Annotated in this window: 10 protein-coding genes, 1 tRNA gene and 1 riboswitch; of the genes, 7 read left to right on the top strand and 4 right to left on the bottom strand. The window is 63.9% G+C overall.

The genetic code is table 11. The features are described from left to right. Positions 1–12: 12 nt before the first annotated feature. Positions 13–1,050 carry a universal stress protein gene (locus PJL15_RS07400; RefSeq protein WP_281450540.1) on the bottom strand — a complete coding sequence of 346 codons (1,038 nt, stop codon included), beginning with the start codon at positions 1,048–1,050 and terminating at the stop codon, positions 13–15. 417 nt (positions 1,051–1,467) lie between these two features. On the opposite strand from PJL15_RS07400, the gene PJL15_RS07395 reads away from it, so the two are divergent. Further along, entirely contained in the window at positions 1,468–2,145 is a 678-nt protein-coding gene (locus tag PJL15_RS07395) for an FAD-dependent monooxygenase (RefSeq protein WP_281450539.1), read from the top strand. Between the two features lie 85 nt (positions 2,146–2,230). Here PJL15_RS07395 and PJL15_RS07390 read toward each other — a convergent pair whose 3' ends face one another. After that, positions 2,231–3,016, bottom strand: a complete 786-nt coding sequence (locus tag PJL15_RS07390) for an NlpC/P60 family protein (RefSeq protein ID WP_281450538.1) — start codon at positions 3,014–3,016, stop codon at positions 2,231–2,233. Between the two features lie 3 nt (positions 3,017–3,019). After that, positions 3,020–3,187, bottom strand: a riboswitch (cyclic di-AMP (ydaO/yuaA leader). A gap of 174 nt (positions 3,188–3,361) precedes the next feature. Then, a complete protein-coding gene (locus PJL15_RS07385; protein WP_281450537.1) occupies positions 3,362–3,997 on the bottom strand; it encodes a copper resistance CopC family protein in 636 nt (211 codons plus the stop codon). A gap of 115 nt (positions 3,998–4,112) precedes the next feature. Between PJL15_RS07385 and PJL15_RS07380 the strand changes: the two genes are divergently transcribed. The 6 genes from PJL15_RS07380 (at position 4,113) to PJL15_RS07355 (ending at position 12,650) form a co-directional block, all read left to right on the top strand. Next, positions 4,113–5,555, top strand: a complete 1,443-nt coding sequence (locus PJL15_RS07380; protein ID WP_281450536.1) for an NCS2 family permease — start codon at positions 4,113–4,115, stop codon at positions 5,553–5,555. 89 nt (positions 5,556–5,644) lie between these two features. Further along, complete coding sequence (gene hutG / locus PJL15_RS07375; RefSeq protein WP_281450535.1) at positions 5,645–6,592, top strand: formimidoylglutamase; 948 nt, start codon at positions 5,645–5,647, stop codon at positions 6,590–6,592. Positions 6,593–6,646: 54 nt separating this feature from the next. After that, complete coding sequence (locus PJL15_RS07370) at positions 6,647–7,108, top strand: hypothetical protein (RefSeq protein ID WP_281450534.1); 462 nt, start codon at positions 6,647–6,649, stop codon at positions 7,106–7,108. Between the two features lie 63 nt (positions 7,109–7,171). Next, positions 7,172–7,242 (top strand) — tRNA-Cys (locus PJL15_RS07365). A 166-nt stretch (positions 7,243–7,408) separates the two neighbouring features. Beyond that, on the top strand, positions 7,409–12,325 hold the full coding sequence (locus PJL15_RS07360; protein ID WP_281450533.1) for an NAD-glutamate dehydrogenase: 4,917 nt from the start codon (positions 7,409–7,411) through the stop codon (positions 12,323–12,325). Positions 12,326–12,428: 103 nt separating this feature from the next. Further along, positions 12,429–12,650: a hypothetical protein gene (locus PJL15_RS07355; RefSeq protein ID WP_281450532.1), complete on the top strand. Its 222-nt coding sequence runs from the start codon at positions 12,429–12,431 to the stop codon at positions 12,648–12,650. Positions 12,651–12,770: 120 nt separating this feature from the next. Here PJL15_RS07355 and PJL15_RS07350 read toward each other — a convergent pair whose 3' ends face one another. Then, the gene (locus PJL15_RS07350) at positions 12,771–13,019 is read right to left on the bottom strand and encodes a hypothetical protein (protein WP_281450531.1); all 249 of its coding nucleotides are present in this window, start codon (positions 13,017–13,019) and stop codon (positions 12,771–12,773) included. Between the last annotated feature and the right edge of the window lie 115 nt (positions 13,020–13,134).

Here is a 13,134-nt window from a genome sequence, read left to right as displayed (position 1 = left end):
GAAGCCCGTTTCCTAAGCCGCGCCGAGCATCGGCCCAAACTTATCGCGGTCCGCCAGCCGGGGATCCTCACGGTCAGGAACCACCAATACCGGTCCCTTGGCATGGTGCAGGACACCGTCGGAGGTGGAGCCCAGAAGCATGCCCGCAAATCCGCCGCGGCCACGCGTGCCCAGAACCACCAATTCCACGCTGCGGCTTGTTTCCACCAGTACGTCGACAGGTGAACCGTCCCGGAGGTCCGTCTCGATGGTCAATTGCGGGAAGTGGCTCTTCAACCAAGCGACCCCTGCTTCGAGCTGGACTTTGATATCGGCAAACAGGGCGTCCCGGTCCAATGGAGCCGGTACCCAGGCCAACGAGCCGCTGTACTGCGGGACAGCGCAAATAACCCGTAGCGTGGCCCCCATTCGCTGGGCCTGCTCAGCTGCCTCGAGCACGGCGACGCGTGCCTGCTCGGAGCCATCGACGCCCACTGCGACCACATTTTCCACTGTGCGGGGACCGGATTTGGCGTGCTCCGCCTTGATGTGGCGGTCCTCGGTATTTTCGCCCAGACGGTCGGCGCAATACAGCGGAACAGTAACTGTGGGGCACTTGGCGTGCGCAGGCAGGGCGCTGCTGACCGATCCAAGCAACCGTCCGACGAAACCACCACGGCCGCGGCTGCCGAAAACCAGGAGCGCTGCCTCTGCCGAAAGATCCAACAGCACACCGGCTGCGTCGCCGTTTTCAACTGACGCATCGACGTCGATGGAATACCTTGAGACCTTGTCCAGAGCCTGCCTGACAATGGCTTCCGCGCCCTCGCGAATGACCGAATCGTCAACGGTGGCGTAGCCGCCGTCCAGTCCGGAGGCGGCGAAAATGGGAACCGAGTACGCCGTGACGATGTGCAGGGGAAGCTGCCTGCGTTCTGCTTCACGCGCGGCCCACACCAAGGCGCACTGCCCGTGTTCCGAACCGTCCACTCCAACGACGATGCCGCCCGGTGCCACCGTCACGCCTTCGCCGTCCTGTGGCTCTTCACTGTGTCTGCCGTGCTGGTCCATTTGGGGCCCGCCTCTCCACCTACTGCTTGATGTTCCGGCCATTCTGCCAGAGGTTTTCCGCATCGGATTCCCTGATGGCTCCATTGTCAATGGCCAGGGCCGGAGAAATCAGGAATTTCTCCGTCCAATGCCCACTATTCTCGGTCGGCAGGACCGAATCAAGGCAGGTTGGCGCTATGTGTATAACAGTCGGAGCTCGGTTCCTGGAGCGCGATTTCGTGCTTCCGATGAACACCCGGAACACGCTGCCACGAGAGGCTATCCATGGGCGAAAAAGTTCGGTAGTGTTCGAGGCACCGAATGGCCGGTGAACGTGTCCTACAGCACACTCCGGCCATTTATTTGCGGCCGCTTGGGGAACTCGGACGCGATCCCACGCGATGCCGCAAGGCACACACGTCAAGGAGGAACCAAGCAGTGTCACACGCGCCTGATTCCGGCACGGAACGCACTACTACCGTGGTCATCGGAGCCGGCCTGTCCGGCTTGGCAGTTGCAAGTGAACTCAGCCGTTACGGGGTGGGCTCCATAGTGGTGGATGGCTTCGGCGCACTGTCGGCCTCCGGCCCTGCCGTACATACAGGCATGCTTCAACGCTGTGAGGTCACCGATCCCGCCTCCATGCAGGAACGCAACGAGATCCTCCGCCATTTACGCAATTACGCGGCCAGCCACCACTTGGACGTCCGCAACACCACCAGGGCCGTGCGTTTGGACTTCCTGGGCGCGGACGCTTCCCAGCACATCGGCTACGGGCTGGCTGCGAGCATGACCCGGAACGGGCACGCCGCGGGCCCCCTTGAATCCACTCCCCGCCAGTGGGCAGTCCACACCGCCAACGGGATCCTTTTGGCTGACCATATTGTGGTGACACGCTGCGCTCAAAGCCAGTTGCGCCGAATGCTGGCCGAACTTGGAATAGCGGTGGGGCAGAACCTGGCCTCCGCGATGCGCGCGGTTGGAATGCACCTGGTGGGCGTGGGCGAGCTCATCACCCCAAGCCCCAAGGAAGTCCTGCGGCAGGCCAAGGCCGTGGGCCAGGCAATCTCCTCCAAGGTGGCGCTGCCTGGCGGCCCAGGTATCGCCATCGCCTAGCATCGGAACTTAAAGCCCAAAGGCCGGTGTCTTTCGAAGAATCTTCTCTTCGAAAGACACCGGCCTTTGCGTTGAAGCTTGAGGCTTATGCGCCAGCGCGTACGTACGTGATGGGACCCGTTGCGGTCAACCAGCTGATCGGGTGGATGCCCGTCTGGTTGCCGTTGATGCCACCGCTGATGGCCTGGCCGTTGCCGATGTAGATGGCAACGTGGCCGGACTGGACGATCATGTCGCCGGGCTGGGGGTCGCTGACAACCTTGCCGTAGTTCATGAACTGCATGGGGGCGAGGTCGCCTACCGGGATGCCGGCGGAACCGAGGGCCCGCTCGACCATGGCGGTGCAGTCCTGCATAATGCCGATCTGGGCGTAAGCCGATGCAACCATGGCAGCGTTGACGCCACCGGCAGCGGGAGCAGCAGCTACCGGAGCGGCAGCAGGAGCAACAGCGGCCGGAGCAGCAACTGCAGCCTGGGCGGTGACAGGAGCCGATGCGGCGGTGACGGCCGCAGTCTCAGCCACGGGGGCTTCAACGACAGGGGCCGGCTTTTCGATGACCGGAGCTGCAACGGAAGCAACAGCGGGACGCTCGAAGTTGATGGTGGCCGTCGCGAGGGCGGTAACAACCTTGGTGGGAGCCTCGGATGCGGTCTCGGCCACCGTGGCGGGGCTGGAGTCGCGCTGTACAGGAGCCTCAGCTGCGTGGGCAGCGACGGAGCCGGTCAGGACGAGGCCCGAAGCTGCTGCGATAACGGCTGCCTGGCGGCCAGCGCCGGAAGCGTTGCTGGCAACTGCCTTGGAGATGGAGATGAACGGATTAGGACGTACGCTGTCCGCCTTACGACGGCCGCGAAGAATGCGTGAAGACATGAAAGAGCCTCTCCCGATGCCTGCGAGGTTAGCTGTCGGATTCGGATGGGAGTCACCCGGCCACTATCTCCCGCTGTTCAGCGGAAGCTTCGTGACTTCACCCCAAGGCACGCTCGAAAGCGGCCCAAAATGGGTTCCCCGTCTCTGCCGTAGGTTTGTCTGCGAACGGATTCCGGACTGCGGCAGAGCTAGGCAATCAGGCCGGAAGTGCCCGCTACGTGGAACAGGCACAGGTACTACCGTACGCGATGATCCCGCCGAAGTCACATTTAAGTAACGAGAACTGCAGCTTTGGCGTGTCGCAGTAACCCAAACGAGATATTCGCAGCTACGTAGAAAAGCGCGCTATTCTGCGGAATCCCGGGTATTTTCCTCATCAGATGCGGCGAGTTTCCTGCGGGCTGTCACAGCCAGGAAGATCACGAGGGCAACAGCCACAACCGCTATCACGACAATGCTCCACGGGAATGGCTGGGAGGCGTCCGCGGCAGGGGCGCTGGTTCCCGTTCCCGGAGGTGCTGTCCCCGCTGACGGCACCGTGGCCGACGTCGACGATGTCGCCGAAGGTGAGGGAGCCGCCGGGCCGCTTCCCGCCGTCGTGCTTCCTGCTGTGGCCGTGAACTTGAAGGTGCCCTCGATGGGGTGCGAATCGGAGCTGACTACCCGCCAGGTGACCGTGTATTCCCCTGCCGGGGCGCCCGTGCGCAGCTTCTGCACGGCTTGGCTGTCGATGATCTCGACGGGCCCGTCGGCCCAGTTCTCGCCGCCGGAGGTCACAGTGACGCCCGAACCGATGGCCAAGGGCCGGTTGTTGAACGTAATGGAGACCGACGCCGGTACTTCAGCCACGGTGGCACCGTCCGCCGGCGCTGTGGACTCCGCGACGTCGTGCGCGGAGGCCGGTGCCGCGGAAAACAGCAGGGCAGACGCAAAGGCAAGGGCTGCGACGACGGCGGCCAGAAGCGGGCGGATGGTACGCATGGGGCGGTTTCTCCTAGTGTTGGCTTCCTTACAGACTAGGGGAATGGTCCGTCGCGCCTGAACCGGACGGCATAGGATTTGAGAGCACACTCCCCCCCGAAACCCGGAGACCTTCATGCTTAAACAAGGTTCTGCAGTGGACCGCTACTTCAAGATTTCCGAACGTGGTTCCACCTATTCAAGGGAAATCCGTGGCGGTTTCGCGACATTCTTCGCCATGAGCTACATCGTTGTGCTGAACCCGCTGATCCTGTCGGGCGCCGACTCCAGCGGAGCATCCCTGGGCTTCACGGCGGTCGCAGCCACCACGGCTTTCGTCGCTGGCATCCTGACCATCCTGATGGGCGCTTGGGCCAAGCACCCGTTCGCTGTGGCCACGGGCCTTGGCGTCAACGCCTTCGTTGCAGTCACCGTTGCCTCCCACCCGCAATTGACCTGGCCGGACATGATGGGCCTGGTGGTGCTCTCCGGCGTCACGATGCTGATCCTGGTCCTGACCGGCTTCCGGACCGCCGTCTTCAAAGCCGTGCCCGAAGCCCTGAAGACGGCAATCGTGGTGGGCATCGGCCTGTTCATCGCACTGATCGGACTGGTCAACGCAGGATTCGTCCGGCGCATCCCGGACGCCGCGGGCACCACGGTTCCGCTGGGCCTCGGTGTTGACGGCAAACTCATGGGCTGGCCCACGCTGGTGTTCGCAGTCGGCCTGATCCTGACCATCGCCCTGGTGGTGCGCAAGGTCCGTGGCGCGATCCTGATTGGCATCGTCGTTTCCACCGCCTTGGCCGCCATCCTTGAATTCACCCTCCACATTGGGCCGAGCTTCGACGGCAAGAACGTCAACCCCCGCGGCTGGTCCCTGGTGGCTCCCACACTGTCCGAATGGGGCGCCCCGGACCTCTCCCTGATCGGCAAGGCCAACCCGTTCGGCGCGTTCGAACACCTTGGCTTCATCGCCGCCGCCCTGTTGGCTTTCGTGATCCTGCTCAGCATCTTCTTCGATGCGATGGGCACCATGGTGGGCCTGGCCAACGAGGCCGGAACTGTGGACGAGCACGGCAACATCCCGAACGTGGACCGGGTCCTCCAGGTGGACGCCCTCGGCGCAATCGTGGGCGGTGGAGCTTCGGTTTCCTCCAACCAGATCTTCGTTGAGTCCGGAGCGGGCATCGGCGAAGGCGCACGTACGGGCCTCGCCTCGATCGTGACCGGCATCCTGTTCCTCATTGCCATGTTCTTCACGCCCCTGATCAATCTGGTGCCGTTCGAAGCGGTCGCACCCGCGTTGGTGGTTGTCGGCTTCATGATGGTCTCCCAAGTGGGCAAGATCGATTGGCAGGATTGGGGTGTGGGGATTCCCGCGTTCCTGACCATCGCCCTGATGCCGTTTACGTACTCCATCGCCAACGGCCTGGGCGCCGGCTTCATCTCCTACGTCCTCATCCGCACCTTCCAGGGCCGCGCCCGCGAAGTCCATCCCCTGATGTGGGCTGTGGCTGCAGCGTTCCTGCTCTTCTTCGGAATTGGAACCGTTGAGGAACTGCTCGGCGTGAAATAGGACCCTGCGCCGACGGGTATTCCGGTATTTCAGACACTCCGGACTCGGAACTGCTGGTTTTGGCAGTCCGGGTCCGGTCTGCTTTAAGGATGGAAACAAGCGCCGCCGCCGTAGATGTCAGCCCCACCCCATGGACCGGCCGTTTCGACGGCGACGGCGATGCCCACCGCCGCTGGTGGCAGGCCATCGCCCCGCACACTCCCCAAGCGGCCAGCGCGTCCTCGCGTCCCGCCGTCGTGCTTGGTTTCTGCAGCGACGCCGGCGTTCTCCGCAACAAGGGCCGGGTGGGCGCAGCTGCGGCCCCGGCCGCCATCCGTGCGGCGCTGGGTCCTCTGGCCTTCCACCTGGACCGGGACGTGTTCGACGCCGGCGACGTGGTTGTGGAGGACGACTTGCTGGAGTCGGGCCAACAGCGTGCCGGTCGCGCCATTTCAGGACTGCTCGACGACGGCAACCTCACCGTGGTGCTCGGCGGCGGACACGAGACCGCGTTTGCCAGCTACCTCGGAGTTGCCGGCTCCGAAGTGGTTCGGGGCAAGCGACTGGGGGTCCTGAACCTCGATGCCCACTTTGACCTGCGCGACGAGCCCACGCCGAGCTCTGGTACGCCGTTCCTTCAGATGGCCCACGCGGAAGCTGCCGCGGGGCGCGAACTGCAGTACGCCGTCGTCGGAATTTCCGAGCCGAACAACACGCGGACGCTCTTCGACACCGCCCAACGCCTGGGGGTGAAGTACCTGCTCGACGAAGAGTGCTCACTGGAGACCGTGGAGGTGTTCGTCGCGGACTTCCTGGCCGGTGTTGACGTGCTCTATCTGACGATCGACCTTGACGTGATGCCGGCTTCGGTGGCTCCCGGAGTCAGCGCACCTGCGGCCTATGGCGTGCCGTTGCCGGTTATCAGCGCGATCTGCCGGCAGGTGGCTGCCAGTGCAAAACTGCTGCACGTGGATGTCGCGGAGCTGAACCCGGAGTTCGACATCGACTCGCGCACCGCGAAAGTTGCGGCCCGACTGGTGAACACGCTCCTTGCATAGCCCCTGTTCCCAGGTGCCACCCTGCCCGTAGCCTTTGTGGAGGGAAGGATGGCGATGCGCGCAGCTCCTGTGCAGGACAAGTGGGCCTGGGTATCCGGGCTGTTCGCTGTTGGCCTCGGCCTGGCAGCCCACATGACCGCTGGCGGCAGCGCTCCTGCCCTCCCCGTCCTCCTGGGCTTCGCCGCGTTGTGCTGCCTGGCCGCGCAACTCCTGGCCCACTGGGTTCACGGGCCCTTGTTGTTGCTGCTGGCGTCCGGTGTGGCGCAGCAGCTCCTGCACTTTGGGTTCGCAGCGTTCGGAGGCTACTTCCCTGGCAGCGGGCTCGTGGACCACCTTCATGGTGCCAGCCAAAGCCTCAGCGATGCGCCCGCGCTGGCAGCCTCCGGTGGGGGTTCGCCGCACATCATGCTGTACACCCACATGGCGGCAGCCATCTTGACCCTCGCGCTGACTGCCGGGGTAACAGGACTACTCAGGCGGGCGTCATTGACAGCAACCAGGGGCAACACTGCGTAGCCCTGCGAAAGCCTGCGTAGCCAATGTTGAAAGCCCTGCCGCGGGTACCTAGTGTCGATTGCACGTGGTGTACCCAAGAGGCCAGGGAGCTGCCTGCAAAGCAGCGCACGCGGGTTCGAATCCCGCCACCACGTCTAACAGTCCCGCCGCGAGTTGGCACTTCGCCAGGCAAACCACACGCAGGCGAACACTGCCTTTAAGTGCCAACTCGCGGTGGTTTAAGCCATGATGAAGTGAGGCGCAGGGACTTCGCCGACCGCTACAGCACGGCCGCTCCCTCGCGCAGCGGAGGCGCAGCACATGTCACCCAGGATTGAGGCCGCGGACGAATTCCTGACGGACTACTACCGGCATGTGGCCGACGACGACGTCCGCAACTACACCCCCGAAACCCTCGTGGAACGAGCCCGTTACCACCGGTCCCTGGCCGAACGCCGCGAACCCGGGCAGGCCGTGATCGGGGTCCTGAACGAGACAGACGCCAGCCTGGTGGCCATCGTCGCGGATGACATGCCCTATCTGCTCCCCTCGGTCACCGCCGAGATCGCCCGCGACACCGCTTCCATCCGGCTCCTCGTCCACCCCATCTTCACGGCCACTCGGGACCCAGCCACCCACCGCCTCACGTACCTCGGCCGGGGACCACACCGCGAGGGCCTCCCCACCGGCGTCGAACCCTCCGGCCCAGCGACTTCCGGCCCAGCGACTTCCGGCCCAGAGCACGACGGCGGATTGGTCACCGAGGCGTGGATGGCGATCGACATCCCCAGGCTGCCGGACGAGGCGAGCGCCCGGAACCTTGTTGCGCGGCTTCAAAAGGTGGTGAGCGACGTAAAGGCAGCCGCCGAGGACTCCTCGGCCATCCACGATGAGCTGGAGCGGACGGTCAGTGCGTTGGCTGATGCGCGGAATGATCGGCCGGCGAAGGAAGCCCACGATCTGCTGCAGTGGCTGGGCCAGGGGAATTTCGTGTTCCTGGGGTATCGGGGACGGCGGAGTAGTTTGGGGCTGCTGCGGGAGACACGGTTGCCGGAAGCCACCCAAGCGGAATCTGCGCGCCCCGGGACAGCGGCGCCCATCCTCACCCTGAGCAAATCTGCCCGGCGCTCCACGGTGCTGCGTCGCGCGTACCTTGACGAGATCAGCATCGTCGCCAGGGCGGCCGACGGCATGGGTGCCGCCGAGCACACCTTCGTGGGCCTGTTCTCCCCGAGTTCCATGGCGCACTCGGCGCAACAGATTCCGGTCATCCGCGACACTGTGGAGGAAGTGTTGCAGGCCTTCGGCTACCCGCCGTCCTCGCATCATGGCAAGGAACTGCTGGCCGTCATGGAGGCGTATCCACGGGACGAACTTTTCCACATCGATGCGGAGCAGTTGGCCGAACATGCCCGCGAAATACTGCGTCTCCAGGAACGCCACAGCACGCGGATGTTCCTGCGTCCGGACTCGTACGGCCGGTTCATGACAGCACTCGTCTACCTTCCCCGGCACAGGTACAGCACCGCTGTCCGCCTCAGCATCGAGCGGGAACTTCGGGAGGCCTTCGGATCCGATGCCATTGAGTTCGAGCTTCGTTTGGGCGAATCGGCCATGGCGCGCGTATTCTTCCGTGTCCTGCTCCCCGAGCAGGCGTGGCCGCAGCAGCCGCCACCATCCGCATCGGCGACCCTCCCACCCAGCGGAGCATCCGCCGTCGTGGATTCAGCGGCACTGGAGCATCGGATCATTGCCGCCACCAGATCCTGGGCGCAAGGCCTGGACGAGGCGCTCCAGGCGAGGTATCCGCATCATGAGGCTGCGCGGCTTTCCCAGGAGTGGGCGGCTGCCTTCCCGGCCAGTTACAAGGCGGATTACGAGGTTGAGGATGCTGTGGAGGACATCTCGAAGTTCGAGAGCTTCCCGCCGGAAAACCCGGACACCACGGACCCCCTGTTGACCGTCTACAAGCGGCCAGGTACGGCTGTCCTGACTGAGGATGCCCGGATCCGCTTGTACCTGACCCGCCCGCAAAGCCTTACCCAGATCCTGCCGTTTTTCCACAACCTGGGCTTGAAGGTCCTGGACCAGCGGCCGTTCGATGTCCAGCGTGCCGACGGCCGGCAGTTCTTCCTCTACGACCTCGGGCTCAACTACCCGCGCGGCGTGGATCCCCTGGTCACCGCGGACCTGCTGACCGGCGCGTTCTGTGCTGCGATGCGGGGCGACGCGGAGTCGGATGCTTTCGATGCGCTGGTGGTCAGGGAGGGGATCGATTGGCGGCGGACTGCCATCCTTCGCGCCTACGCAAAGTACCTCCGGCAGCTCGGCAGCACCAATTCGTACGGCTTCATCGCCGATACCCTGCGCGGGAACGCCGCGGCCACCTTGGCGCTCCTGGAGTTGTTCGAAGTGAAGTTCGACCCCGACAGGTTCACTCCCGACCTCTTCGATCCGGAGCTCTTCACGGCCCCTGTTGAGGGCGATGTCTTCGATGGGGCCAGCGACTACAACTCCCGGGCGCACGCCATCCACGCCGCCAAGACCACCCTATATGAGGCCATCGACGCCGTCCCGAACCTGGACGCCGACCGGCTGCTGCGCTCCCTCGCCACCCTGGTGGAGGCCACCTTGCGCACCAACTTCTACTTGGCCAAGCCGTACATCAGCTTCAAATTAAATCCCTCCATCATTCCGGCTGCGCCCTCCCCACGACCGAAATACGAGATCTGGGTGTACTCGCCCCGGGTGGAGGGTGTGCATTTGCGCTTTGGCCCGATCGCGCGCGGCGGCTTGCGCTGGTCGGACCGGCGGGAGGACTTCCGCACGGAAATCCTGGGCCTGGTCAAGGCGCAAACGGTCAAGAACGCGGTGATCGTTCCCACTGGCGCCAAGGGCGGCTTCTTCGCCAAGCACTTGCCGGAGCCAGGGGAAGACCGTGCGGCGTGGCTGGCCGAGGGGCAGGACAGCTACCGGACTTTCATCCGCGGCCTCCTGGACATCACCGACAACCTTGCGGAGGATCCCGACGGCGGCACGAACGGGCGCGTGGTTCCTCCCCCGCGCGTCGTGCGGCACGACGGCGACGACTACTACCTGGTTGTGGCGGCAGACAAGGGCACGGCTGCTTTCTCGGACATAGCCAACGAACTGGCGGCTGACTACGGATTCTGGCTGGGGGACGCTTTCGCTTCGGGCGGTTCAGTGGGCTACGACCACAAGCAGATGGGCATCACCGCGCGCGGGGCGTGGGAGTCGGTGCGGCACCACTTCAGCGAACTCATGATCGATTCGCGCACCGAGGATTTCACCGTGGTGGGCATCGGCGATATGAGCGGCGACGTTTTCGGCAACGGCATGCTCCTCTCGGACCACATCAAGTTGGTGGCCGCCTTCGACCACCGGCATATCTTCCTCGACCCCAACCCCGATCCGGCCGCCTCTTACCTGGAACGCGAACGGCTCTTCGCCCTCCCCCGGTCCTCCTGGGCCGATTACGATCCCGGCAAAATCAGCGAAGGCGGCGGCGTCTTCTCCCGCACGGAAAAATCCATCGCAATCACCGAGCAGGTCCGGCTTGCCTTGGGTTTGGAGGAAGGCGCTGGCCCAAACGGCCAGTTGGCCATGAGCCCACCCGAGCTTCTCCGGGCAGTTCTTACAGCCCCTGTGGATCTCCTCTATAACGGCGGAATCGGCACCTACGTGAAGGCATCTGCAGAGTCCCATGCCGACGTCGGGGATAAATCCAACGACGCCATCCGGGTGGACGCCAACCAGTTGCGGGCGCATATCATCGCCGAAGGCGGCAATTTGGGCGTCACGCAGCGTGGGCGGATCGAGGCCGCGCTGGCCGGGATCCTGGTGAACACGGATGCGATCGACAATTCAGCGGGTGTGGATTGCTCGGACCACGAGGTAAATATCAAAATCTTCCTGGACCGGATGATCGCCGCGGGCAGGATGTCCGTGAAGGAGCGGACGATGTTCCTGCATTCGCTCCAGGACGAGGTGGCGCGGCTGGTCTTGAAGACCAACGATGACCAGAACGTACTCCTGCTGACGGACAAGCAGCTGGTCATGGAGTGGAGTCCGAGTTTCGAACGGACCATGGATTGGTTGGAATCCGTCACGGAGTTGGATCGACGCCTCGAATCCCTTCCGTCCAACGAGGAACTCCGCGCCCGTGTGCTGACCGGGAAGGGGCTGACCACGCCGGAACTATCAGTCCTGGCGGCGTATGCCAAGATCGAGCTCGCGCGTGAGCTGACCGAGGAAGGGTTGTCCGATGATCCCTGGTTCTCGGGGACTTTGCACGAGTACTTCCCCCGGCAGCTATCAGAACGGTTTGGCGAGCACCTGGCTACGCATCCGCTGCGGCGCGAGATCGTTGCAACGGTGGTGGCCAATGACATGATCAACCTGGGTGGTATCGCCTTCGCCTTCCGCGCCATGGAGGAAACCACGGTCTCGGCGTCGGCGGTGGCCCGCGGGTTCGTGGTGATGCGAAGCATCTGGGGTTTGGACTCGGTAACTGAAGCCATCGCCCAGCTCCCCGCGAGCACTCCCAGTCAGCATGGCTCTGCTGTTGCCTTGGACATGCGCCGGCTGTTGGACCGTTCCGTGCGCTGGTACGTGACCCACGATTTCCGGGACAAGCCCCTGGCGGATGCCTTCGCACGGCTGGAGCAACCGATGGGGGCTTTGCGGTCCGATTTCACGGGCCTGCTGCACGGCATCAACCTGGCCCACTCGCTCAAGCGCCTCGCGCACACGGACTCCGTGGGCCTGCCGCACGCCCTGGGTGTCCGCGCTTCCGAGCTCCTGGTCAGCTACGGCCTCCTGGACATTTCCTCCATTGCCGAGGAACTCCAGGAACCGGCCCAAAGTGTTGCCGAGGTGTACTTCGCCGTGTTCGAACGCATCTCCGCCATCCCCCTGCTGGAGCACATCACCATGCTGCCGCGGGGCACGCATTGGGAATCCTTGGCCCGGGCGGCCCTTCGAGACGACATGTATCTCGTTCTCGCCGACATGACCAAAGCCGTGGTCCGGCATACGGCCCGCTCATCCGCCGCGGCCGCCGATCCGGTGGAGCGGATAGTGGACTGGGAGCACGGAAACATCGAGCAATTGACGCGTGTCCAGGAGACCATCCAGGAGGCCATCAAGCCAGGTCCAGTGGACATTGCCGCCCTTTCGGTGGCTGTGAAACTGCTCCGCGCCATGGTCCGGCGGTGAGACCCGGGTCACTCACATGCCGGTCATCTTACAAATATTTGGCCTCCACCTACTATGATTGACGGGTCGCCCTCGCATGCGGCAAGTAATAGGAGGCCCCCAAATGACCCCTGCAATGACTGCAGAACGCGAAATCCGTCTGTCCTTTTCCAGGGCTGACGAAATCCACGACGGACTTGAGCAAGCCGTGGATGCATTGATCAAGAACGCAGCAGCTGAGGCTGCCTGCGGAATTCTGGTGACCCGGCACGAGCCCGGCACCTACACCGTGGCGCTGGACGAATCCGTTCCCTTCGGTCAGACCCACGAAGTCCTCGCTGCCTAACTGCCACCCTGAGGGCAACCCAGGCAGCGACGCCAAAAACCGGGGCCCGTCCCCTTCCGCATCTACTACCCGCGGAAGGGGACGAGCCCCGGTTTCTGTTTAAACTGCACCCGACTTAAGCTACGCCCGGCGGAGAGTCACGCCGTCGGACTTCATGAACAGTTCCTTGCCCTCTTCGGTGACGCCCGGCCCTGAGTGCTCGAGCCACACAACGTTTCCGCTGCCCGAAACTTCCTCGACCCGACCGGCTGCGATGACGTGGGCGTATTTGACCACTTCCACCGTGTCGCCGACTTTCAGCATCCGCCAGTCGGAAACCGTAGCCGAGTGAGCGTTTCGCCTGGACAGGACTGCTCCGCGTGCCTTCATTGAACTTCTACCCCTTTGTGGATGTTCTCTGTTGTGTATTGAGTTGTGTGAACGGTTGACCGTCAAGCCCACGACATCTTCGGCGTGGACGTGACGTACACCATAAGTTCTACTA

The organism is Paenarthrobacter nitroguajacolicus, assembly GCF_029952445.1.
Lineage (GTDB): Bacteria > Actinomycetota > Actinomycetes > Actinomycetales > Micrococcaceae > Arthrobacter > Arthrobacter nitroguajacolicus_B.
The sequence above is the reverse complement of the archived record's forward strand: the minus strand, read 5'-3'. Positions and strand labels throughout refer to the sequence as shown.